At 49.6% G+C, this 24340-nt stretch carries 17 protein-coding genes and 1 tRNA gene; 9 read left to right on the forward strand and 9 right to left on the reverse strand.

Annotated features, from left to right (window positions below; translation table 11 throughout):
- Positions 1-21: 21 nt before the first annotated feature.
- From ACIKP9_RS02460 to ACIKP9_RS02475, 4 genes are all read left to right on the forward strand, one after another.
- A complete protein-coding gene (locus ACIKP9_RS02460) occupies positions 22-693 on the forward strand; it encodes a response regulator (protein ID WP_400878850.1) in 672 nt (223 codons plus the stop codon).
- The gene (locus tag ACIKP9_RS02465; protein WP_400878852.1) at positions 690-2054 is read left to right on the forward strand and encodes a sensor histidine kinase; all 1365 of its coding nucleotides are present in this window, start codon (positions 690-692) and stop codon (positions 2052-2054) included. The genes ACIKP9_RS02460 and ACIKP9_RS02465 overlap by 4 nt, the downstream gene beginning before the upstream one ends.
- A 175-nt stretch (positions 2055-2229) precedes the next feature.
- A tRNA-Leu gene (locus ACIKP9_RS02470) sits at positions 2230-2315 on the forward strand.
- An 81-nt stretch (positions 2316-2396) separates the two neighbouring features.
- On the forward strand, positions 2397-2879 hold the full coding sequence (locus ACIKP9_RS02475) for a hypothetical protein (protein ID WP_400878855.1): 483 nt from the start codon (positions 2397-2399) through the stop codon (positions 2877-2879).
- Here the strand turns inward: ACIKP9_RS02475 and ACIKP9_RS02480 are convergent.
- The 4 genes from ACIKP9_RS02480 to ACIKP9_RS02490 form a co-directional block, all read right to left on the reverse strand.
- On the reverse strand, positions 2848-3189 hold the full coding sequence (locus ACIKP9_RS02480) for a tyrosine-type recombinase/integrase (RefSeq protein ID WP_400878857.1): 342 nt from the start codon (positions 3187-3189) through the stop codon (positions 2848-2850). The two genes, ACIKP9_RS02475 and ACIKP9_RS02480, sit on opposite strands and share 32 nt — an antisense overlap.
- The gene (locus ACIKP9_RS13485) at positions 3161-3292 is read right to left on the reverse strand and encodes a phage integrase (RefSeq protein WP_449815894.1); all 132 of its coding nucleotides are present in this window, start codon (positions 3290-3292) and stop codon (positions 3161-3163) included. The genes ACIKP9_RS02480 and ACIKP9_RS13485 overlap by 29 nt, the downstream gene beginning before the upstream one ends.
- 265 nt (positions 3293-3557) lie before the next feature.
- A complete protein-coding gene (locus ACIKP9_RS02485) occupies positions 3558-4256 on the reverse strand; it encodes a DUF2290 domain-containing protein (RefSeq protein WP_400878860.1) in 699 nt (232 codons plus the stop codon).
- Positions 4253-6364: a DEAD/DEAH box helicase gene (locus tag ACIKP9_RS02490; protein ID WP_400878863.1), complete on the reverse strand. Its 2112-nt coding sequence runs from the start codon at positions 6362-6364 to the stop codon at positions 4253-4255. Before ACIKP9_RS02490 ends, ACIKP9_RS02485 begins: the two co-directional genes overlap by 4 nt.
- Positions 6365-6845: 481 nt before the next feature.
- Between ACIKP9_RS02490 and ACIKP9_RS02495 the strand changes: the two genes are divergently transcribed.
- Both ACIKP9_RS02495 and ACIKP9_RS02500 read left to right on the forward strand, forming a co-directional pair.
- Positions 6846-7259, forward strand: a complete 414-nt coding sequence (locus ACIKP9_RS02495; protein WP_400878865.1) for a hypothetical protein — start codon at positions 6846-6848, stop codon at positions 7257-7259.
- Positions 7260-7382: 123 nt separating this feature from the next.
- Positions 7383-7880, forward strand: a complete 498-nt coding sequence (locus ACIKP9_RS02500) for a DUF2059 domain-containing protein (protein ID WP_400878867.1) — start codon at positions 7383-7385, stop codon at positions 7878-7880.
- A gap of 12 nt (positions 7881-7892) precedes the next feature.
- Here ACIKP9_RS02500 and ACIKP9_RS02505 read toward each other — a convergent pair whose 3' ends face one another.
- Positions 7893-8855, reverse strand: a complete 963-nt coding sequence (locus ACIKP9_RS02505) for a hypothetical protein (protein WP_400878870.1) — start codon at positions 8853-8855, stop codon at positions 7893-7895.
- Between the two features lie 39 nt (positions 8856-8894).
- On the reverse strand, positions 8895-9413 hold the full coding sequence (locus ACIKP9_RS02510) for a hypothetical protein (RefSeq protein ID WP_400878872.1): 519 nt from the start codon (positions 9411-9413) through the stop codon (positions 8895-8897).
- A 220-nt stretch (positions 9414-9633) separates the two neighbouring features.
- On the opposite strand from ACIKP9_RS02510, the gene ACIKP9_RS02515 reads away from it, so the two are divergent.
- Complete coding sequence (locus ACIKP9_RS02515) at positions 9634-11322, forward strand: EAL domain-containing protein (protein WP_400878875.1); 1689 nt, start codon at positions 9634-9636, stop codon at positions 11320-11322.
- A gap of 77 nt (positions 11323-11399) precedes the next feature.
- Positions 11400-16295, forward strand: coding sequence for an autotransporter domain-containing protein (locus ACIKP9_RS02520; protein ID WP_400878877.1), 4896 nt, complete (start codon positions 11400-11402; stop codon positions 16293-16295).
- An 83-nt stretch (positions 16296-16378) separates the two neighbouring features.
- On the opposite strand, the gene ACIKP9_RS02525 is transcribed toward ACIKP9_RS02520, so the two are convergent.
- Entirely contained in the window at positions 16379-17572 is a 1194-nt protein-coding gene (locus tag ACIKP9_RS02525; protein ID WP_400878879.1) for a pyridoxal phosphate-dependent aminotransferase, read from the reverse strand.
- Between the two features lie 201 nt (positions 17573-17773).
- Positions 17774-18826, reverse strand: coding sequence for a trypsin-like peptidase domain-containing protein (locus tag ACIKP9_RS02530; RefSeq protein ID WP_400878882.1), 1053 nt, complete (start codon positions 18824-18826; stop codon positions 17774-17776).
- 116 nt (positions 18827-18942) lie between these two features.
- Here ACIKP9_RS02530 and uvrB point away from each other — a divergent pair, with 116 nt between their 5' ends.
- Positions 18943-20982 (forward strand): excinuclease ABC subunit UvrB, encoded by a 2040-nt coding sequence (gene uvrB, locus ACIKP9_RS02535; protein WP_400878885.1) that lies wholly within the window; start codon positions 18943-18945, stop codon positions 20980-20982.
- Positions 20983-21121: 139 nt separating this feature from the next.
- Here uvrB and ACIKP9_RS02540 read toward each other — a convergent pair whose 3' ends face one another.
- The gene (locus tag ACIKP9_RS02540; RefSeq protein WP_400878887.1) at positions 21122-23827 is read right to left on the reverse strand and encodes an Rne/Rng family ribonuclease; all 2706 of its coding nucleotides are present in this window, start codon (positions 23825-23827) and stop codon (positions 21122-21124) included.
- Positions 23828-24340 lie beyond the last annotated feature (513 nt).

The raw sequence follows: 24340 nt of genomic DNA on the forward strand, positions 1-24340 counted from the left end.
CTATCAGCCCCAAGGAGGACTATGCGCATATTGGTTGTTGAAGATGATGCCATTCTGGCAGAGGGTACTTGTGAGTCACTGACCAAGGCAGGTTACGCCGTAGACCTCGCAGAAACCGGCACCAAGGCCAATGCCATGATAGAGGCGGGGCAATATGACATGGTGTTGCTGGACATCGGCTTGCCCGGTATGGATGGCTTCGAGGTGTTGCGGCGCTTGCGCAAGCACAACAGCAATATCCCGGTGCTGATTATTTCTGCGCGTGATGATGTCGATTTCCGTATATACGGCCTGGATCTGGGCGCGGATGACTTCATGCTCAAGCCCTTTGTCCTGGCTGAGCTGCATGCGCGCACCCGCGCCTTGCTGCGCCGCCATACCCTGAGTGAGCGTAACACTCTGGCTTGCGGCAAGCTGGTGGTTGATCTTGGCGCACAGCGCGCCAGCGTTGATAGTGAATCTATTGAACTTTCCATCCGCGAATGGGATGTATTGGTTTACCTGCTTCGCAACCTCGGCAAAGTGGTGCGCAAGGAGGCCATCGTTGAGGCGTTATGTGATTGGAAAACTGATATCAGTCTCAATGCTATCGAGGTTTATATCTCACGCCTGCGCAACAAGCTCGATGATCACGGCATTTACATCCGTACTGTGCGTGGTTTTGGCTATCTGCTGGAAGAGCCCGCCGCATGATCAAGGCTGCCAATAGCCTCAGGCAAAAGCTGTTGCGCTGGCTGCTGGTGGCGCTGGCCGCGCTGGTGGCTGTTGGTATCCTGACTGATTATTTCATGGCGCTTGAACCAGCGCGCGAAGTGTACGACCAGCACCTACTCAAGCTTGCATACAACATGGAGCGTTCCCTGCCGAATGAGGCGGAAAAATGGCATGACGCCTACCCGCAAATTGAGAATAACTTGTTGCGTAGCGAGCAAGATGACTATGACTCAGCCAAGGCCGCTATTTTTGACCTGCAGGGACAATTGATCGCGGGCGTGGCAGATCTGCCTATCCAAGTACCCACTGCAGACAACAAACCATATTTCTATGAGGCTGAATATCAAGGCGTTCCGATTCGCGTAGTTGCGATCAAAAGCCCTACCTTGAATGCCGTGCTTTATCTCGCGGAAACTACCTACAAACGCAATCGCCTAGTGCAAAAAACCCTCATCCACATGATCGTGCCTGAGCTGATCTTTGCGATTTTCTCTATTGTGGTGCTGTGGGTTGGGGTAGGGCGTGGCTTGCAACCCCTTGCGCAAGTGCGCGCCCAGATCAATGATCGTTCAGAAACCGACTTAAGCCCGATTGATGAAGGCCAGGCCCCGGTGGAAATTCGCGAGATCATCGTTGCCCTCAATTCGCTGCTGGCGCGGCTGGATCACTCGCTCAAACTGCAAAACCAGTTTCTTGCCAATGCAGCGCACCAGCTACGCACACCGTTGGCAGGCCTGCAAATGCAACTTGAACTTGCCTCCGAGCAAACCCCGGAAGAACGTGCACAATCACACGATCGCATGCTGGTGAGCACGCGGCGCATCGTACGCCTCGCCAACCAGCTACTCGCGCTGGCACGCGCGGAAGGCGAGGGCGAGGTTAACAAATTCATCACCCTGGACATCAGCACCGCCATCGAAGACATGGCAGCTGAATGGCTCTCCCGTGCCTATGCCAAGGGCATAGATTTAGGTTTGGATCTTCAACCGGCCAAGGTCAATGGTAGCCTCTGGCAAATCCAGGAAATGCTGGCCAACCTCGTCGATAATGCCCTGCGCTATACCCCAAGCCATGGCAACATCACCATCCGCTGCATGCAGCAACACCAAGACGTGCTGGTAGAAGTGGAAGACAATGGCCCTGGCATCCCACAAGAGCAACGCGAAAACGTCTTCAATCGCTTTTATCGCCTCGATGAAGGCCCCGAAGGCTGTGGCCTGGGCCTTGCGATTGTCCGTGAAATCGTCCGCCATCATGGCGGACACATCACGCTAGAGCCCGCCAATCAGGCGCAAGGCCTTATCGCCAGAATAAAGTTACCTAGCATTAGTGTTGAGTGATTACGATAGCTTGTTGTAAAGATATTTGCCATATTTAAATGTTGCTGCTCATGACTCATGAAAATTAGGCTGGGAACAGCCTCCAGGCTAGGCTTTGTTAATTTTATTTACTCAATTATGACTGTACGGTGATAGAATACCGCCTCGCTTTGTTCGAGGCGATTCAAGCATCCTTGCCCGGGTGGTGAAATTGGTAGACACAAGAGACTTAAAATCTCTCGCCCTTTGGGCGTGCCGGTTCGATTCCGGCCCCGGGCACCATTAAAAATCAATGCCTTAACAAAATACTTCCTCTCCCTCTCCAGCAAGTGTCAACATTCTGTCAATGTTTGTGGTGACTATATGAGTGTAGTAAAAGACTTTACTGATCTAAAACATAATCATTTCCTTGGGGCTGCTTTATTTGTCTTCAGCTTCATTTGCCCCGGAGTCTTATTGATATTTTGGCTAGATTTGGAGCTGTTCAAATCACTTGAGGTGGTCAAGCTAATCCTATTAGCTCTCTCTATAACTGCGCCTACATTCTTTGGCGGTTATGTAATAAGCCATATTGCTTACTCTTTTCACGGCCACAAAGAGATTGGAGCAAAGCTAGGAACACCTTATCAGTGGTATGTCAAACATGCTGGTATGACAGGATTTATCGCCTATTCAATTTTGGGAATCATGTATTTACTTAGTCTAGTTAATAGAAGAAGCTTTGATACAGATAAGCTTATCTATCTAGTCTCATTGATTTTTATCCCAGCCATAATTGCTATGGGGCGTGAGATCCTTGAGACTTGGAAAATCTTTAAAACTCACAAAGATGAGCCAAAGGATTAAACTTCTTAGCTTCCTGAGGGTGATCTGGTGCCATGTGTGCATAGCGCATGGTCATGGCCAACGTGGAGTGTCCAAGCAGGCGTTGCAGTACCAGGATATTGCCACCGTTCATCATGAAGTGGCTGGCGAAGGTATGGCGCAGCACATGAGATAGCTGGCCTCTTGGTAGTTGTAGCTTGCTTTTTTCAACGGCCAGCCTGAATTGGTTATAGGCTTGCTTGAAGATATTGCCGCCTAGTGTTTTTGGCTTCAGGTTTGCGAGTTCTGCATAGAGCGCTGCATCAATCGGGATTGTCAGCGTTGAAGTCATCAACAAATGGATTGCCCAAGGCTTTACATACATTCTTTAGCTTTGGCAGGGTGTTCTTCGATTTGAGATGCTGGCCATGATGCTGATGCCATAAATCAACCAGGTCACTAAGCTTGCGTTTGTCTTTCTTAGGTGGTTGCCATGTTGGCGTCTAAATCACCTGGGTTTTAACCCAGGCTTCCCAGGCCAAAATTGCGAAGGGAACGTTAATTCGAACTGAGCAAGGGCAAAACTCACCGCAAGTTGAGGTGCTATTGAAAATAGCAGAGTGCTAGCCAGAATATTCTACTTATTTACTTACTGATAAGACAGATATAGAGCAAAAGAATCGAGAGAAGGAAATTTAGTAATTTAAATAAATTTAATTATCACAAGAAATAAAAGCCGCGAGTTTCATGGTCGGTAAACATATGTACTGGAGTGATTGAGCATTCAGTTTTTTCTCTAAAAAGATTCATATCAAATTCATTGCTTAAGCGAATACCCGCTACATCGAATTCAGTAATAGCCTCCCAATGCTCACCAAAATAATGCTTTGCAATTATTAAAGCGAAAACGTACGGCGTGAGTTTTTTATGAATTGTCCACCGATCCTCACCAAACGTTCCTAAATGCAGATGCGATGCAGGATGGCAACCGCTTTTATATTGATTGGAATTATATTCATACCTTAACAATGGTCTTGCGTAGTTATTTTTAAGACCCTGTAAAGCGAACTCAAACTCCTCTTGATCAATTAGACCCTCTTCAAAACCAATGGTAAGATCTTTAATTTCAGCATGATCTCCTGGCCCAAAAGGAGAAGGATAGAAGGCATATCTTAAATCCTCAGGTCCATTAAAGCTGAACTGAAAATAAGAGTAGTCTTGCAAATTAAAGTTAAAGTGACTCAACTTCAGTCCCTGATAAAAAACATCTGGGTAAGGACTATTTGTATCTAAAGCAATGGAATTGAATGGCTGGCTAACTGGAAGGGAGTAGCCATGTATAAAGCTTTTTTCGATGCCCATTTGCCTGAAGAAGTTATATGCCTTTGCAATGGATTGTTTGAACTCCCTATCTGTCACTCACTCTTCTCCGTCGTTTCAAAGGTAGATAAAGCTTCTTCTTCCGAAATGCCAAGATCAGCCATTGCTTTTAAGTATTTTTCCCTGAATTCCTTGGCCTTTGATTGCCTTGAGCTCATATCCCTCTGAATAGTTTCAACTTGCCTTAGGTCGGGCCACTCAAAAACCAAATGCGGGGAATTGCTTAAAGCCTGATTAATTTCATTAAGTATTCCCTGCGCGATAGTTAAACCACTTATTCTTAACCAACATTTTGTACGGGTAAATGCGGTGAAAATGCGATTTCTAGCTTTTCTTCCGCGAAGATCAAAGGCAAGCGCATCAATGCCAGTAGCAAAAACCACAGCAGCTTCATTGCCTTTAGCTTTATGGACAGTACTAAGAGTAATCCTTCCTTCCATTTTGAATTGAGTGGATGAAAAAGGATTATTAGATAAATTATGTGTTGAAATACCTAATTCTGAGAAACGACGACTTAAACCTTCAAAATATGTTTTTGCATTTCTATCATCAAGGCTAATAATCAAAATATCGTCAGGTAAAAGCCCACCTTGAATTAACAGCTGTGTTTCTTGCACAATCCAGTCCAGCTCAAGCGAAAAATTATCAGTAAGAAACCACTTTATTAACTCACCTTTAGTTTCGTGCTGGAGTATTGAGAGGGGACTATTATTTTCAGGTCTTTTGATAACCGTGCGCGAGCCAGTAGTGAAATCACCTTCAATGACTTCATAACCCATATCAGACCAATGATCTTTATCTTGTAACATTTGGACAATTTGAGAGCCATAAATCCCTAATCCCACAGCATGGCTACAAACTAAGACATCAAGGGGATTTCTATAGCACTTATATAATATTTGATCATTATTAATATAAGGGCTTAAACCTAGTGATTGAGCGGAACGATCCAGATTAATTCGAGGTTGACCATCAGAGTCAATGCCAAATAGCTCATCAGGTGTGCGCATTCTAGGCTCAAAAATAGATTGAAATTCGTCATAAGCCCAGATAATCGTTTTTTCATCTCTTCCGCCCCTTGCCAAATAAAAAAGCAATATAAAGAAACTTTCTGGCAAGTCTTGAGCTTCATCAACTAATACAACATCGTACTTTTCTTTTATGGGTGATTTGTTCAATAAATCTTCGCAAATAGATTTAAATGAAACCGGAGAATTTTTAGAGAATTTTGCAGGTGTAACGCCATGCTCAATGCAAGAGTTGTAATAGACACCAGCTTCCCTAGTGCCTCCCCATGCATGTAGAACATGTAGATTATCCCAGTTAGGATCAGAATCTTTAAAGTGTCTATAAAATCTTGTAATTTGTTTCCTGATCAAATCGTATAAACTTTTAGTGTAAAAAGTAAACAAGATTTTAGCATCGGGATTGGTTAACAAAATATGTGCAGCTTTCCAAGCAAGCACTATGGTTTTACCTGAACCAGCTAAACCTCTAATTCTTTGAGGTCCCAATGCAACAGTCAGGGCAGCTTGACGTTGATGAGCATCAAAATTAGCAATCTCATCCTCAAGGGCCTTTAAAACTAGTGCTTTAGGCTTAGAGCCATCTGAAGCGACATCCCTTGGTGTTGCTTTAGTTAATGCTTTTACCCCCTCAATTACAGATCGTATTTCTTTAACATCATCTTCAGACAAATTAGCGTCTGGTAGCTCATTGAGTTGTGCTTCCAGGCTTTCCAAAGAAGACAAAACCCGATTTTCGGTAGCAATATTACCTGCATCATCCCCAGGTAAAAACAGAAAAACATTTGGGGAAAATTTAAGGGATGTCCTAGAACTGCGTAATTGCCTGCTATTTAAAAACTTTGAAAATAATAAGCTATAAAACTCCCCAAGTAAAAAGTCAGATCTTGGAAGATCAAATGCAGTATCAACTTTTCCAATAACTACTACACCTTTTTTTTGGTCCAGAAGTAACAATGAAGGTTGATAAAGCTCATCCTCATAGTCCCTAAATAAAGGAAAGTCGTAATACAGTATAGAATTGGTGAGTTCCAATCTCTGCGTATGTTGCGAAAGGAAGTCTATAATCCGCCTACATACGGGATCATCTTTTAACCTTGCCGAAGAAACTACTTTTTCCATACCAATCATATCCTTACGGGATTTATTAATATTTGCTGATCTACAATTTAACTAGTATAGCAAGTAGTTTGAGTCCAATGCGATTACCGTCAAAAATCTTATTACCAATTAGATTCACATTGGCCGAAAATGAGCAATAGCCACCAATAATTTAAACTTAGAATCTCTTTATACTGATTTTTCATTTTCGACAACAAACTGTCTACATGAATATGGAAGATTGATTGCCAATGAGTAAAAAAATCAATGCATCAGATTGTTCTATAATGTAAAGATCACTATTGGCTGCATAACTTAAAATCTCTCGCCCTTTGGGCGTGCCGGTTCGATTCCGGCCCCGGGCACCAGTAATAATCAATTACCTACTTCATCAAAACTCTCCATTAGTCGCATATTGGTCTTTGTACGTTTCTGCATCTGGCATTCTGAACCTAGCCGGATATTGGCAGTCTGTTGATGTACATTCAATTGCTAGGTCATCATGCAAAAAATCATATTATCTGCGCTTTTTCTTGCACTTGGTGCGTGTGCCGGGGTTTCGTCGCAGAGTGCTTCCAGCACACCTGTTCCGCCTGATCGGGTATATGCCAGTTATCCGAAGTTTTTTACTGGGGCTTATGTGACAGTGCGTCGTGATGCTTCGCCGCAGGAGATTGGAATAGGCTGCGAGAATGAGCTTTATATCGACAACATTCGTTCTTTTACGATTATGCCGGGGGAGTATGTGACGTTTTTCCTCACGGATGGCAAGCATGTGCTCAAGGTTGATACGGGGCGCGGCTCTTGCCAAGGTAGGCCTAGCTCAGAAGAGGTTAATGTATCGAATGGTATTTCGCAGGAATACAAGATTTTCAGTCCGCCGGGCGATACCTTGCGCTTGTTCCGCATCATGTGATGTTGAGGTGTGCTACACGATGCGGTCGGTGGTGGAATGTGAGTTAAATGAAAAAAGTGATAATCTTGCATTTCGCGACTTAATGTCGTGCTTGATAACATCAATTGTAAGAGGAGATCGTCAATGCTGAAGAAAACACTTGCTATCTGTATGTTGGCCACGTGGGGCAATGTTTATGCCGCTGCACCTTCTGATGAGCTGATTTTCAAGTTCATGGAGGTTTCTAACGTCAAGGGTGCGTTGGAGACCATGCGTGCTAATGCTGATACGGCATTGCGCAATAATCTTTTGCAGTCGCTGCAATATCCGCAGTTGAATGACAAGCAGAAGAAGATTGCGGAGGAGGCTGGCGATAGGGCAGTGAAGGTTCAGCAAGAGAATTTGTCTTACGATGCCATCGTCAAGCTGGTGTTGCCGCTGTATCGTCGCACTTTCACGCAGGAGGAGTTGCAGGCGGCCATTAATTTCTATAGTTCCCCTGCTGGCCGTTCTATCAATCAGAAGATGCCGCAGTTGGCGACTGAGTCCATGAAACTGACTACTGAGTTAAATCAGAAGGTGATTCCGCAATACCAGAAGATTGCACAGGAAGCGGTCGAGCGTATCAAGCAGGCTAAGTGACAAGGAAGCAGATTAGTCTGCTTTTTTCTTTGCCGGATCGGTTGCGGGAGCGTTATCAATGGGGGGGGCGATAGATTCAATGCTTTGCGGCTCTGTACGGAGCATCATGATGGCATCCAAGCCGTGTTGCTCCTGCTCCTCGAAGTGAGGCTCTCCAGGCTGTAGCAGTGAGTGCCAATGCGATTGCACGACACTTTTCACCTGTCGTGCTTCTTGCTGCAAATCTAGCAATACCGGTAACTTGATGAGGCCGGTATGAGAAATGGCAAAGAATGCGATAGCAATCGTTAGCGTTGCGATGACGAACTGGATGCGTGCGCTATCGCGATGTCGGCGGTTTTCTTCCTGAAAGTCGCTCAGGCTTTTCCATGCCAAGCCTGTCACTTTGTAGCTGCCTTTGGCAGTGATTTCCAGATCATGTGTTTCTACCAGCGAAGCCAGCTGGTATTTCATCTTTTGCAGATACCAGATGCGGTCTTCTTGTGTGAAACAGAGGTAGCCGACCATTTCCCCCATGAGTTCATTCAGCGTAAACGGTACATCGGAGACGGCCTTGTGTGCCACGATATATCTCAGCAGCTCATAACGCTCGCGGGTTTCGGCAGGCCTGCGGTTGAAGAGTGCGCTGGCGATAAAGTGCTTGATATTCGCTGTCCAGCGATAGATAGGTGTCAGGATAATCGGCAGCTCAAGCATCAAGCGGGCGATGGAAGTGTATCGGCGGAAGCGATTGGTGCCAGCGACGGCGTAGCGGTATTCGACGACAATATTCTGGTAAGGAAAACGCTCGATTGGGCTGGCAATCACGTTGCGCGACAGCGCCCCCTCAGGGTTAAGGGATTGTCCGTATACGTTGCTGCCATCAACTGCCAGGATTTTCTGCACACCATATTGCGAGGTGGTGGCGACGATGTTGAAAACCCGCTCGCGCCTGCCAAGCAACATGATCATCAGTAACCAGAGGTTGAGCTTCATCAATAAACCGCGATAGTCAATAGTGTCATGGGGAGTTGGCTATTTTACCGCGTAATCGTAAGTAGTTGAGAAGCTATGCAGTTTTCCAAGTTTGATGGAGATTTTCATCAATTGGACAATGTCTTCCCGCGTTAGCTGGGCTAGGTTTCTTAGGCCAGTGGGATTGTCCTGAATCATGCCGATGACCTCATTGTAGCAATCTACCGCATAGTCGATTTGTATTTGCTCCAGCGCGGAGGAAAAATCGGCGCCATAAATATGCCTACAGGCGTCCATGCAGTGGTGGAGCAACCCCTTATTGATCTGAAGGCCGAATGTTGTTCTTTCAGCCTGCACGGGCGGAGCGCTTGGCGGCGGAGGCTGCTCGCTATCAGATGTCCACCAATCTTTTGCAATGCCGGTCGTCTGGATCAATAGCTGAAAATTGGCTCCGCGCGGCTTTCGATCATGTTTTATCCATTCATGAACGGTTTGCACGGGCAAGCCATTTTGTTCAGCCCAGGATTTTGCAGATTGATTGCCAATGACCTGAAGCAACTTCTTTGAAATTCCACTCATCCGATTTTTTATACAAGTCGGAAATTTCGGGGGGGAGGGGTAAATATCAAGAGCTTATTGATAGATTTTAATTTCAACGGTTATTTTTCTCCGATATTGCAAATGGCTTTCCGACTTTTTACTATTGACATCCGAATTAGGATGTTTTTAAATAGCCCATCTTTATTGATCATCTATCTGGGTTGTTTGACAACAAGTCGCTATGAATGATGAAAAAAAATTGACAACAAGAGATTGGCATCGGGCAGACATTATTGCTGCCGTGCGCAAGACCCAAACCAACTTACAAGCATTGTCCAGGCGACATGGCTTGTCGCGCACAACGCTGAGTAATGCTCTTTATAGCCCATGTCCTCGCTATGAGCGACTGATCGCCGAGCAAATAGGCGTGACTCCACAAACAATCTGGCCTAGCCGCTATCATCTTGATGGATCTCCCAAAAGTGGTAAGGGAGAGCGCAAGTCGGATGCATGTGACCACTATATTGGTAATGTTAGCATTGCCAGTGATTCTCGCAATCCATATCCGACCCAACCCCAGCAATTATTTGTTGCTGGCGCTTTAAATGATGAGAGGTACTGCCCCCATATCCCTGATCCTGCATATGACATGATAACCGGCTTGCCGGGAAAACCGCTTTTTCTAGAACATCTTACCCAGTTTGTGCATTACGCCAAACAGAGTCCGGTGCGTAAGGTAGCTGTCTTGGTAGTGAAGGTCGGGCGGTTTGAACATGCGGCAGAAATATTGGGGGATAAAGCAGCTGCGGCTTTACTGAATGATATTGCACTGCGCTTGAATGAACGTATGCCGGTAGCCCATCTCAGGCGGGATGAGTTTGCCGTCTTGCACACCAGTCATGATGTGGCTGATGCCGGTGTTTTCAGGGCAGTGGAAGAAATCAAATCTGTTTTTTCCTCGCCTTTCAAGACCGACGGTGGAGAGGTGCTTCTTTCATGCAATATTGGTGCGTCAGTATACCCATGGCATGGTGATGAAAGCCAAGAGCTGCTTGCCCATGCCACTTCGGCGCTGTTGGCATGTCGCAATTTGGGTGGTCATGGTGTTCATATCTATTCCGAGCAGGCGATAGGAAGTGAGCGAGAGCATCTGTTCCTTGAGGCGGCTCTACATCGCGCATTGGAGCGGAACGAGCTTAGTCTACATTTCCAGCCGCAAATGGATGTACAGGCCAATAGCATTATTGGTGCAGAAACCTTGCTGCGCTGGAATCAATCTGAACGAGGCATGATTTCCCCTGAATGCTTTATTCCCATCGCGGAGGAAAGCGGTCTCATCTTACCTATCGGCATCTGGACTTTGCGGCAGGTATGCAAGCGCCTGCGGGTATGGGATTTGCAGGGCATGCGGCTGGAAAGAATAGCGGTCAATATTTCTGCCAAGCAGTTCAGGGAGCCTCGCTTTGCAGGCATGGTGCAAAGCATACTGCAGGAGTTCAATGTTGACCCCGATCGCCTTGAGCTAGAGGTGACGGAGAGTCTGCTATTGGAGGACCTTGATATCGTTGTCGGTATCATGACCGAGTTGCGCAAGCTAGGGGTTCATATTTCGCTGGATGATTTCGGCGTGGGCTATGCCAATCTTTGTTATATCAGTTGTCTGCCAGTCGATAGCATCAAGATCGACAAATCCTTTATCAGAAATATTGCTTCCGACCCTGCAAGCATGGCGATTGCCGAGGGCATTCTTGCCATTGCCAAGCGCTTGGGGCTACGCGTGATTGCCGAAGGCGTCGAAACCCAGGAGCAGCTAGATATCCTGACTCATAGCGGCTGCCATCTGGTCCAGGGATATTACTTCCATAAGCCCATGCCTGATCATGTTTTTTCTAAGGTGCTAGGCCATGCTTGCATGACCCGCTGCCATATCCCACTTCGTGCCAATTAGCTTTGTCCGGTCGGCCTTGCCTGACCGGACAGCTTTTCCTTTTTTCACTCATTCATCAATCCTAAGGGGGGACTACGGTGAATAACACTTATAAAACAATATGGAATGCTGCCCGTCTGATGTATCTGGTGGTGTCAGAGGCAGTTGGTGGCCAAGGCGGGCGAGGGCTGCTTGCCAGCAGTATGATGGCTGCTGGGCTGTTATATGCCGGGGGGCATGCTGCAATAGCGCTGGCGGATTCCACGGTATATACCCCTTACGAAGTGAACATGAATCCATCCGCCTGGACACAGGATAGAGGCGGAAGTCCCGCATTGGCCTTGGTCGAGTGGGAAGGGCGCGATGCGTTGAAATTGTCGGTTAATCCTCCGGCCACAACTGATTCCTTCAATAATTGGCAGGGTTATTCTCAGCGCACCACGGTTTCCGCTGGCGCTTCTTTCCTGCGTGGCGACTTGTGGATCAATAGCGATTGGCAAACTGGCACTTCGACTGATTTTGTCAACACCGGTATGTGGGGCAGTGCCATGCCAGAATCAGTGGTGGCGGCAGGCAGCTATGTGAACAATGAGGCTGCATTTCCCATCATTCATTTCAGTAACCAGGACGGTATGGGCCATTTGCGCGTCTGGGATGAAGGTGAATGGGTGGATTTGCTGCAAACCGCCAGCCTGATCAATTACGGAAGCTGGAATACTTTGGATTTGAGGCTGCTGCCTGCTGAAAATCTGATCGAGTATTACTTCAATGGTGAGCTGGTGTATTCATGGAATCCACCTGAGACAACTAGCGGTACGCCATCGCAATTCTGGGCCATGTATCTCAAGGCCAGGAATAACGGCGTCACGGTCTTTGATACCTATTGGTCGAGATTGCTGGCTGGGCAGGTGTATGTCAATGGCGATATCGTCGGCAATACCAGCGGTGATGTCGCTGTCGATGCTGGTGCCATAGCGCAGGTGGCTTCCGGGGCGACTATTGCAGGCACCTTGTTGGCAGAGGGAAGTACAACACAGCAGGCTGGTGCTAATTTTGCTGGCAGTGCGGTTGTCACTGGTAGTTTGATCGGCGATAACGCTAGTTTTGTGTTCAGTAGCAATGGCAATGATGTCGTTAGCATTGAGGGTAATGTCGAGCTGGAAAATGGGGCATCTGCCACTGGTGGTAGCAGTACGCAACCTATCCAGGTTGGCGGCAACATCAAGCTTGATGGCGCAACTTTGGGGGGTAGTTGGCAGGTGGAGCATGGCTATCTCAGCGCTGCGAACGATTCGGTAGCTTTGCTCAATGCGAGCCATTTCAGTGGCACGGTGGATGGAGCGGCGAATGGCGTTGTGAAATCTGATGCCAGCGGTATTGTCATGAGTGGTGGCTCAGTGAGCAATGCTGGCACCGGCAGTGCGGTAGTGGCTGTGTCTGGTGGCAGTTATGAAGGTTTTGGCGTGGATATTGCCACGACAGGCGCTGGTGCTTATGGTGCGTCTGCTTATAGCGCAGGCGAGGTCACTCTGCATGGAGGTAGCGTACAAACGTCAGGGCAGGCCGCTCATGGTCTTGTTGCTGATGGCAGTGGCAGTGTGGTCGAGGCGACGGATACCGAGATTAGCGTAGCAGGTAGCCGTGCTTATGGTGCCAATGCCAGCAATGGCGGTCAGGTTAACCTGGAGGGAGTGATCATTAACCAGAGTAACTTGGGTGCTTACGGACGTGGCGTGAGTGCGACGGGTACTGGTTCCAGTGTCACCGCAAATAACACCGAGATCATCATTAGCGGGACTGGCACCAATGGCAGTGATGCACCTGTTGGCGCGGTTGCCACCCGTGGCGCCAGCGTAGTGCTGGAAAATAGCACCATTAGCATGATAGGCAGCAACCGTAGCTATGGTGTGCGTGCTGATAGTGGCGGTAGCGCGACGATTAACGGTGTGCAGGTTTCTACTATCGGTACAAACTCTCATGCTGTATTGGCTTGGGCTGCGACTAGTGGTGATACGGTAGGGCAGGAAACGGCAGTCAATATCAATGGTGTGCGTATCTTGACCAGTGGCGAGAACTCCTACGGCCTGTTTGCGCAAAATTCTGGGGCCCAGATAGAAGCGGCCAATATTACTATCACGACCACGGGTGCAATTGGTCGCGGTTTATATGCCTACAACGGAGGCCAACTCGAGGCGACGACAGGTGTGATCAATACCTCGGGTGATGATGCTGTTGGCATACAGTCTAGTGGTGCGCAGTCCTTGATCCACGCGAGCGGGATAGCTGTTACGACTAGTGGTGAACGTGCCCTCGGAATATCAGCTGGCTGGCCTGATGGTGCTGAAGGCACCGTGGTGTTCGATCATGGCAGTATCATCACTTCGGGGCAAGATGCTTATGGGGCATCAGCGATCTTGGGTGGCTTGGTGCGCTTGCAGACTTCATCTGTCGTGACGACGGCAAGCAATGTGGCAGCGGCGTTTGCTACGGCTGGCGGTCAGCTTGAGATCAGCGGCTCTAGCCTGACCTCCCAGCAGGGAGCCGGCATTTATCTGCTGAATAATGCCACTGCTACATTGGTTGGTACTCATGTCAGTGCCGCTGGAGCTTCCATTTTGTCTGAGTTGACTGAGGCAGGGCAGGTGCAGAATATCCTGGTGGGCGCAGGTTCGGTGCTGACGCAGAATAACGGCGTGCTATTACAGGTTAATCGCAACGATGACGGGTTGGATGGCATTATTAACCTTACGCTTGCCAATGGCTCGGTATCCAGCGGCGATATTGTCGACCTCGATGGCGTGGAAGCAGGCCGCACTGGCCTGACTAATCTCGTGGTTGGTGCTGGTGCGCAGTGGATAGGCGTAGTCAGGGGCATACATGATGTGAGCGCGGAAGATGGTGCTACCGTGGTCAATACCGATGGCAGCCCGATTGTAGGTAGCGTCAGTGGGGGAGAGGGTACAACTATTGTCTTCACTAACGGTGCAGATATTGAGGGCGGTGTCGTGGCAGGCTCCGGTTCTACCGTTAATTTTACTGGTACGACAACCATTGCTCAAAGTGTGGCAAGCGATGGTGCAAGCTACACGTTTAATGGCGATACCAACATTGGCAGCAATGTCAGCGCCACTGACCATGCTCAATTGCAATTTAATGGCACCAGCACGACGGTGGCAGGTGGGGTCTCAAGCAGCGATAGCACCGCCCTGCAATTTAACAGCAGTACAACCACCATCGGTGGCGAGCTTCACCTTACTGGCGCATCCTCCGCAGTGTTCAACGGTGCGGTCAGCATTGATGGTGTCGTGAATGCAAACCAGAGCGTCCTGACCTTTGCTAGCGCCACGACGTTGAATCATGGGTTGACTGCCGAAGGTGCGCAGGTGTTGTTCAGCCGCACTGCGGCGACCACGATTACTGGAGATGTAAGTCTCAGCCAGGGTGCGGTGACGCATGGCGGCACCATTGCCACGCCTATCGTGGTCACAGGTAATGCGGTTGTTGATACGAGCGCCACTCTGGGGGGGAACTTCATCTTTAGTGGCACACTGACTGGTAGTGGCACCATAGGCCCAGGTAACTCTGTTGGCACCCAAACTTATGGATCAGTTGCAGGTTTTAGCGGTACTTATGTTGCGGAAGTTAACGCTGCTGGTCAGTCTGACTTGGTGCATATTACCGATACCGGGGTTTCCAATCTGGGCGGCATCACACTGGCCGTGACGCAGGAAAACGGTAATGGCGGCTATTTGCTAAACCATCGCTACACCATTTTGACGACTGACGGTACCTTGGGCACGCCGTTTTCCTCCAGCTCATGGACGGGTGGCGGATTGGTTAGCCTCAACACTTTTTATAATCTCGATAATGTTGAAGTCAGTCTGTCCATTGACCAAGCCGCGGTTGATAACGTGCAATCCAGCCTGAACCGCAATCAACGGGCGGTGCTTGGCGGCGCTTTAATGGTGGCCGGCAGCAACTCGTTCCTTGATGCCGCACTGCAACAGCAGGATACTGCGGCTGCATTGGATCAATTGTCGGGCGAGATCCATGCCTCAGCGCGCAATACCTTGATCGAAGACAGTCGTTTTGTACGCAATGCAGCTTTGGATCGCGTGCGCCAGGCATTTGGCTCAGTCGCCGCTCTGGGCAACAATAGTACCGTGGATGGCGGGGCTTATACCGCCTGGACGCAGGCAGTTGGCAATTGGGGACACGATAGCGGTACCCAGAATGCAGCACGGTTGAGCCGACGTACTGGAGGATTATTGTTTGGTGCAGATACTCAATTGAGCAATCGCTGGCGGGTGGGTGCCTTGGGTGGATATACCGACAGTAACCAAAGCCTGAGTGACAGGCGCTCTTCTGCCAGCGTACGCAGTTATCACCTGGGTGTTTACGGCGGAACAGAATGGGATCAGCTTAGCCTCAGGCTCGGGGCTAGTCATAGCTGGCATGACATCAGCACGCAACGCAATGTGGCTTTTTCTGGGCTTTCAGCACAAAGCAAATCTGACTACGATGGCCGCACCTTGCAAGGTTTCGCTGATGTAGGCTATCGCCTGGATGCTGGTCGCTTGGCGTTGGAACCATTTATTACGCTGGCACATGTTTACGTGCATACCGATGCTTTCCAGGAAAAACAAGGTGCCGCACTACATGGCCGCAGTCAGGGCACGGATACGACCTTTACCACGCTGGGACTACGCGTAGCACAGCAGTTAGGGCAGAGACAAGGTAGTGCCGTTTTGCGTGGCTCGCTAGCTTGGCGTACTGCCAGTGGCGATACCAGCGAGCGTGCCCAACTTGCATTTACCGGCGGAGATGTGTTTTCCATCTCTGGTACGCCAGTGCGGCGTGAGAGTGTGGTGCTCGATGCCGGGGTCGATATCTATGCGACAGACCGCGTCAACCTGAGCTTCTCCTATCTCGGGCAATATGCATCCAGGGCGGAGGATCATAGCGTTCGTGCGAATCTGAGTTGGCAGTTCTAATGACATCTGCTTGAGTATTTACATCACCAATAAAAAAGCCTGCTTGAAGCAGGCTTTTTTATACTGATTTATTTTACTTCGACTTAAGCCAAGGCTCGCTCGATACGTGCAAGCGCGTTTTTCAGGTTGTCCATCGAGGTTGCGAAAGAAATACGGAAGTAACCTTCTGCACCAAATGCTGAGCCAGGTACGACGGCAACGCCTTCTTGTTCCAGCAGGTATTCGGAAAGGGCCATGTCATTGGCAGCCTTGATTTTGCCTGCAGCGAACAAATTGTTGATCGCTTCGCGAGCATCTGGGAAAGCATAGAAGGCACCACCTGCCTTGATACATTTCAGGCCCTTCATTTCGTTGAAGCGTCGGACGACAAATTCATGGCGTTCGCGGAAGGCTTCCAACATGGGGGTGATGCACTCCTGCGGGCCTTCCAGTGCGGCTTGTGCCGCTACTTGCGAGATAGAGGCAGGGTTGGACGTTGATTGTGATTGCAGGATTTCCATGGCCTTGATGATATGGGCAGGGCCAGCGGCATAACCAATGCGCCAGCCAGTCATGGAGTAAGCCTTGGAAACGCCATTCAGCACAATGCAGCGATCCTTGAGCTCTGGGGTAGCATTGAGGATGTTGTAGAACTGTTCGCCAGTCAGGTTGACGTGTTCATACATATCATCCGTCGCTACTAGCACATGAGGATGCTTTTTCAATACTTCACCCAGCGCCTTCAGCTCATCCAGCGAGTAGACTGCGCCGGTAGGGTTGGAGGGCGAGTTGATCATGAATAGCTTGGTGTTTGGGGTGATTGCCGCTTCCAGTTGTGCAGCCGTAAGCTTGAAGCCTTGCTCAATACCGCACTCAATGATCACTGGTTTGGCACCTGCCACCAAGGCGATATCAGCATAAGAAACCCAGTAAGGAGCAGGTACGATGACTTCATCGCCTGGGTTCAGCACTGCAAGGGCAAGGTTAAAAATACATTGCTTGCCACCCACGCCGACGATCACTTCTTTGTCAGTATAGTCAAAGCCGTTCTCGTTCTTGAACTTGGCAACAATGGCTTTTTTCAGGCCGGGAATGCCAGCAACGGGGGTGTATTTGGTAAAGCCCTGATCAATCGCTTTTTTTGCAGCGTCTTTAATATGCTGTGGAGTATCGAAATCCGGTTCACCTGCACCCAAGCCAATAATGTCACGGCCTTCTGCCTTGAGTTTTGCGGCACGGGCGGTGACAGCCAAGGTGGGTGATTCTTTGATGGATTGAACGCGCTGCGAGAGTTCCAAGATCTAAAATCCTATAGATAAATAATGAAGACGACGGCAAAACGTTAATTTTACTCACATTATCCATAATGCGGAATATGAAGCTGCACGATATTTTGCCGGGAGAGGTGCATATGTGAGCTTGCGGCAAGCTTTGAAGGGCTCGCCCTGAGTTGCCAACACTTTGGCGTTGTGGATGTTATTTACACTGCCAGCCAGGCATTAAGGGCTAGCAGATGTTGGCTGAGCCGGTGTCGCAGGGCAATCCGAGGAGCAAGCAGTGGCTTTGCGTAGCTCCATCGCTAATTTCTCGCTGATACGACTGAGCGATTGCTCCATGGCCTGGGCTTCGGCCTGATTGCCTTGTTGTGCAGCAAGTAGGCCGAGGCGGAACATGGCATCCGTGTTTTGTGGGTCCAACGTCAGGGCATGTTGATAGCTGACTTCAGCAGCCTGAGCCTGCTTGAGTTGTTCTTGTGCATAGCCCAGCTCATACCATGCCTCGCTATTGTCCGGTTCGGCTGCTGTCCATTGAGAAGCCACTTGGAGTAAAGCAGGCCAGTTTTGCTGGATTTCGGGCATTGCTATCATTAGGAAATAAAGTCGTGACTGCTCTGTGGCTTCCCATAAGGTTTGCCCGATCAGCGGAAATCGTGTTTGCGGCTGGCGCATTTCCACTTGCTTTAACCATTCGATAGGCAGGGCATAGTAATAAGCTTGGCGCCCTAGTGTCTTGAACGTATTGATACCAATCAATTCACCAGCCTCGTTGTATAGGCCACTGCCACTGGCACCTAGGGCAAAGCGTGCGCTGCTACGGATGATGTGGGCATCATCCAAGGCGTAGAGGGACTTGACGTTTCCTGCCGAGATTAATGGCGCGGCTACTCCGTTAGAGTGTCCGATGGCAATGACTTGCTCGCCTTTCTTCAATGCATTGCTTGATCCTAGAGTCACGGGCTTGAAGGGAAGGGGATCTGTGTGCAGAAGGCAGAGGTCGTGCCAGACGTCTGCCTGTACAGACTGCACGTGATAAACATCTTCGCCTCTTGATATCCAGGGCTTGCCGGATTCACGGAGTACATGACAATTGGTCAATACTTTATCACTGGCGACGACGATGCCAGAGCCGTAGCCGAGGCCTCCATCGGTGCGATAGGCACGGACCATCACAGTAGAGAAGAATGGTTCTATGAGTTTTTCCCGGTCAATAGCCCAGGCAGAGGTAGTCGGAAAAAATAACCATGGCACGGCAAACAGCAGCAGATAAGGCATATTCGCTCCAGGCTAAACCAGGAAAAAGATGCAACATGCTGGAAAGAAGCTCAGTAACAGGCGCGTAGAAGGGTCTGGCCTGTTAAAATCCTGATTCCTTCTCCTAGGTGATTGATGTGATTGTCACTTTCCCAAACAGTAAATACAAGCTTTTTCAGCCATTCCCGCCTGCGGGGGATCAACCTACAGCTATAGAGCAGTTGACCGAGGGAATCAACGAGGGCTTGAAGTTCCAGACCTTGCTAGGCGTCACAGGCTCCGGCAAGACCTATACCATGGCCAATGTTATCGCCCGCACGGGCCGCCCTGCGATCGTGATGGCACCGAACAAGACGCTGGCTGCCCAGTTGTATTCCGAATTCAAGGAGTTTTTCCCCGAGAATGCGGTTGAGTATTTCGTTTCCTATTACGATTACTACCAGCCTGAGGCTTATGTGCCATCGCGTGATCTTTTCATTGAGAAGGACTCCAGCATCAATGACCATATCGAGCAGATGCGTCTTTCTGCCACCAAGGCATTGCTGGAGCGCGAGGACAGTATTATCGTGGCGACAGTGTCAGCAATTTATGGCATTGGCGACCCGGGTGAATATCATGGCATGGTGTTGCATATTCATCTGGGCATGAAGATCAGTCAGCGCGATATCGTCAATAAGTTGATCGCGATGCAGTATGAGCGAAATGACTTTGATTTTTCACGTGGTGCGTTCCGTGTGCGTGGTGACGTGTTAGATGTATTTCCCTCGGAGAACAGTGAAACAGCGGTGCGTATTAGCCTGTTCGATGACGAAATTGAGGGGATTACCCTGTTTGACCCACTCACCGGGCAAATTTTCAACAAGATTCATAATTTCCGTATTTTCCCATCCAGCCACTATGTGACAGCCCGCGAGGCGACCGTGCGTGCGATGGAGACCATCAAGCAGGAGTTGCGTGAACGTGTGGATTTTTATATCAAGACCAATAAATTGGTTGAGGCACAACGTATCGAACAGCGCACACGCTTTGATCTGGAAATGCTCAACGAGATTGGTTTCTGCAAGGGCATTGAGAACTACAGCCGTCACCTGACTGGTCGCAACCCTGGTGATGCGCCGCCAACCTTGATTGACTACTTGCCAAAAAATGCCCTCATGGTGATTGATGAAAGCCATGTCACCGTGCCGCAGGTTGGTGGGATGTATAAAGGTGATCGCGCACGCAAGGAAAACTTGGTTGATTACGGCTTCCGCCTACCATCAGCGATGGATAATCGCCCGCTGAGGTTTGAAGAGTTTGAGCGCATTATCCCGCAATGTATTTTCGTCAGTGCGACTCCTGCTGATTATGAAGCGACGCATCAGCAGCGGGTTGTAGAACAAGTGGTCAGGCCAACGGGTTTGGTGGACCCTGAAATCACGATCAAGCCTGCTGATACGCAGGTGGACGATTTGCTATCGGAAATCAAGCTACGCGTGGATGTGGGCGAGCGTGTACTGGCGACGACATTGACCAAGCGCATGGCGGAAGACCTGACGGATTACCTTTCTGATCATGGGGTGAAAGTGCGTTACCTGCACTCTGATATTGATACGGTGGAGCGGGTTGAAATTATTCGAGATCTTCGCCTGGGTGAGTTCGATGTTCTGGTAGGTATCAACCTATTGCGCGAGGGCTTGGATATCCCCGAGGTTTCCCTTGTGGCGGTGCTGGATGCCGATAAAGAGGGCTTCCTGCGCTCATCGCGCTCATTGATACAGACCGCAGGACGCGCTGCGCGTAACCTCAACGGCAAAGTGATTTTCTATGCTAATACTGTCACGCGTTCCATGAAGCTGGCGATGGATGAAACTCAGCGTCGCCGCGAGAAACAGCTGGCTTTCAATGCCGAGCATGGTATTACGCCCAAGGGTGTTAATAAGCGTATCAAGGACATCATTGAAGGTGTCTATAGCAAGGAAGATGTGCAGCGTGAACGCAAGGCCGCCGAGGAACAAGCTAGCTATGGCCAGATGAGCGAGAAGCAGCTAGTGAAGGAAATGAAGCGCCTGGAAAAAGCCATGCATGATAGTGCCAAGAATCTGGAGTTTGAAAAGGCAGCTGATTATCGCGACCAGCTGAAGAAGCTCAAAAGCAGTTTTTATGGTGCCGATGTGCCGGATGAAGTCGCAGAGTAATCATGAGTTATCTGCTGTGATGATCTGACTAGCTTCATTCCCTCTGTTGGGTTGACGACTGACTGAGAGATTGAGATATTTGAGTCACTGAAAAGAAAAAAGCCCTGACAAGTCAGGGCTTTTTTTAGGCTGGCATATTTTACTTCTGTGTTTCTACCATAACCAGTTCTGCGCTGCCAGCTTCATCCTTGGCGGCTTTTTGCTGCCATGCTGCGGATTTGCGTGGCGCACGTTTCGCTGGTGCTTCTTCTACAGGAGCTGCGGCTTGAGCTGCATCGGCCTTGGTTTCGACCAGTTGCAAGCCTGAGTCTGCCAAGTCAGCTGGCTTTTCTGTTTCAGCCTTGCGGCGACGTGGTGCACGCGGCTTCTTTTCAGGCTTTGCAGCTGTTTCTGTAGCAGCCTCAGGTGCATCTTCAGTCGCTTTGGCTGGCTCGGCGGCTGCAGATACCTTATCTTCGGCAGGCTTTTTGGCGGATGTCTTCTCTGCTGCTGGCGCTTGCTTGGGGGCGGTCTCCACTAAGGTCAGGTTTTCCTCAACAGCAGCCGCTTCTGTTTTTGTCGTTGGCAATGCTGCTGGCGTCTCAGGCGTTGTTGTGGTTTCAACTGGCGCTGCTTCAGCCTTTTCCTTCACGACCGGAGTAGGGGCGGTTTCAGCGATTACAGTTGCCTTGGGCGCCTCCGCTGGCACTGGTGCCTCCACTGGAGCTACGGCCTCAGCGGTAATACGCACATCTTCTGCCGCTTGTTGACGGTTTTCGCGATTCGCATTTTCGTTGCGTGGCTGGCGCTCACGACGACCATTGCGGCCACGACGATTACCGCGCTGCTCCTGGCCTGCTTCTACAGCTACGTCTGTCTGGGCGGTTGGAGTTGCCAGCGCTTGTTGCGGCTTAGGCTGGCGCTCGTTACGATCTGGACGCTCTGCTTTTTCCTGGCGAGGCTGCTGAGTCCGCTGTTCAGGCTGTTGCTGGCGGCGCTCTTGCTGATTGCCGCGCTGCTCTTTGCGCTGTTCCTGGCGAGCTTCATTCTGCGGCTGACGCTCATTGTTGCCATTGCGATCGTTGCCGTTACGCTCATTGCGACGGTTGTTGTTACGGCGCTGCTGGTTACGCCCATTGTCGCGCCGCTGGCTTTCTTCTTGTGGCTTAGTTTCTGGCTTGGTCGCAGTAACACTTGCCAGCCAGGACTTGAAGCGACCGAGCAGGGAGGTGCTGCTTGGCTTTTCCTTGGCCGCTGGGGCAGGTGAAGCCGGAGTAATGCCCTTGACGGCTGCTTCTGGCTTGGCAGGCTTGGGAGCCTGTGCAATAGCGGTTTCAATGGTGTCAGATGGTAGTTCGACCATTTCATAGCTGGCACGGCCAGTTTCTTCTACATCATCGTGACGGATGCGCAGGATGTTGTAGTTAGGAGTTTCCATGTGGATATTGGGGATCAACACCACTTGTACGCCCATGCGTTGCTCAATCTTGTGGATTTCAGAGCGTTTTTCGTTGAGCAGGAATGTAGCGGCTTCGACAGGCAGTTGTACCTGGATGATGGCGCTGTTTTCCTTCATGGCTTCTTCCTGTGTGATGCGCAGGATGTGCAATGCAGTCGACTCGATACCACGGATATGACCGGTGCCATGGCAGCGTGGGCAAGGAATATGGTTGCTTTCACCCAAGCTAGGGCGCAGGCGCTGGCGGGAAAGCTCTAATAGGCCAAAGCGCGAGATCTTGCCGGTCTGTACGCGGGCACGGTCATGGTGCAGTGCATCGCGCAGGCGGTTTTCCACTTCACGCTGGTTGCGCTGGCTTTCCATATCGATGAAGTCGATGACGACCAAGCCACCCAAGTCGCGCAAGCGCAATTGGCGGGCCACTTCATCCGCAGCTTCCAGGTTGGTATTGAATGCCGTTTGCTCAATGTCGCTACCCTTGGTGGAGCGGCCAGAGTTGACGTCAACCGATACGAGTGCCTCGGTGTGGTCAATGACGATAGCGCCACCAGAAGGTAGACGTACTTCGCGGGCAAATGCGGACTCGATCTGGTGTTCGATCTGGAAGCGTGAGAATAGCGGTATTTCATCGCGATACAGTTTGACGCGTGACACATTATTAGGCATCACATGATTCATGAACTGGATAGCTTGTTCATGAATGTCAGGAGTATCAATGAGGATTTCGCCAATGTCAGGCTGGAAATAGTCGCGGATAGCACGAATAACCAAGCTGCCTTCCTGATAGATCAGGAAAGGGCCACTCTGGATGGTGGAAGCGCTTTCTACAGCAGTCCAGAGTTGCAGCAGGTAGTTCAGATCCCATTGCAGCTCTTCCACGCTACGGCCAATACCAGCGGTACGGGCAATGATGCTCATGCCGCTTGGTACTTGCAATTGCGCCATGGTGTCGCGCAATTCGTTACGCTCTTCGCCTTCAATCCGGCGAGAAACACCACCGCCACGTGGGTTGTTAGGCATCAATACGAGGTAACGGCCTGCCAATGACACAAACGTCGTCAGGGCCGCGCCTTTGTTACCGCGTTCGTCCTTGTCGACCTGAACAATCAGTTCCTGGCCTTCTTTCAGTACATCCTGGATGCGTGGGCTACGGCCTGCATCGCCATCATTCTGGAAATAGCTGCGAGCGACTTCTTTGAAGGGAAGGAAGCCATGACGATCAGTGCCATAGTTGACAAAGGCGGCTTCAAGGGATGGTTCTATACGGGTGATGACACCCTTGTAGATATTACTTTTGCGCTGTTCTTTGCCGGCGGACTCGATGTCGAGATCGATAAGTTTTTGTCCGTCGACAATCGCGACGCGTAATTCTTCTGATTGCGTCGCATTAAATAGCATGCGTTTCATTGTGGGCTCCCGCGCTCTTCAAGCGGGTAGCAGGCCGTGGCTTTGGGGCAGCAGCGGTATGACTGAAACTTCAATGTATGCGCCTGCTCAATGTAGGCAGGCGATAACAACACGATACGAGCAGATCAAAGTCCGCAGGAGGTAACGCGAAGCAATAGTTTCTCAATTTTTCACCTAGGCAGTTCTTTGCCTTCAGGCTGCTTTTTCCTAATGTGCGTTTTAGTGCAGTTTTGAGGTGTCGTCTTGGGCCACCCGGAAAAAGATTTTCTAATACCGTTGTGCCACGGTATCAGCTTGAATTTGTTAACGAAAGCTTTCGTAAACTATTGGGTCTAAACCCCGGTACGTCTATTTCTGTCTCGGATTAGCCGTCATTATCGGCTAATATGCTATTTTTTCAGTATATCCTGGGCTGATGCGCCACATGAGCTATTTGGTCTGCGGCGGCTAGAGCGCATTTTTATTGCAAATCGCTACTTGATGTTCATTGGCGAGCGAGTTAACCAAGGTATT

The sequence above is a fragment of the Methylobacillus methanolivorans genome (assembly GCF_044751345.1).
GTDB classification, from domain to species: domain Bacteria; phylum Pseudomonadota; class Gammaproteobacteria; order Burkholderiales; family Methylophilaceae; genus Methylobacillus; species Methylobacillus methanolivorans.

Coding starts and splice junctions, on each gene's coding strand:
- ACIKP9_RS02460 (WP_400878850.1), top strand. CDS start 22: ATGCGCATATTGGTTGTTGAAGATGATGCCATTCTGGCAGAGGGTACT.
- ACIKP9_RS02465 (WP_400878852.1), top strand. CDS start 690: ATGATCAAGGCTGCCAATAGCCTCAGGCAAAAGCTGTTGCGCTGGCTG.
- ACIKP9_RS02475 (WP_400878855.1), top strand. CDS start 2,397: ATGAGTGTAGTAAAAGACTTTACTGATCTAAAACATAATCATTTCCTT.
- ACIKP9_RS02480 (WP_400878857.1), bottom strand. CDS start 3,189: ATGACTTCAACGCTGACAATCCCGATTGATGCAGCGCTCTATGCAGAA.
- ACIKP9_RS02490 (WP_400878863.1), bottom strand. CDS start 6,364: ATGGAAAAAGTAGTTTCTTCGGCAAGGTTAAAAGATGATCCCGTATGT.
- ACIKP9_RS02495 (WP_400878865.1), top strand. CDS start 6,846: ATGCAAAAAATCATATTATCTGCGCTTTTTCTTGCACTTGGTGCGTGT.
- ACIKP9_RS02500 (WP_400878867.1), top strand. CDS start 7,383: ATGCTGAAGAAAACACTTGCTATCTGTATGTTGGCCACGTGGGGCAAT.
- ACIKP9_RS02505 (WP_400878870.1), bottom strand. CDS start 8,855: ATGAAGCTCAACCTCTGGTTACTGATGATCATGTTGCTTGGCAGGCGC.
- ACIKP9_RS02510 (WP_400878872.1), bottom strand. CDS start 9,413: ATGAGTGGAATTTCAAAGAAGTTGCTTCAGGTCATTGGCAATCAATCT.
- ACIKP9_RS02530 (WP_400878882.1), bottom strand. CDS start 18,826: ATGCCTTATCTGCTGCTGTTTGCCGTGCCATGGTTATTTTTTCCGACT.
- ACIKP9_RS02540 (WP_400878887.1), bottom strand. CDS start 23,827: ATGAAACGCATGCTATTTAATGCGACGCAATCAGAAGAATTACGCGTC.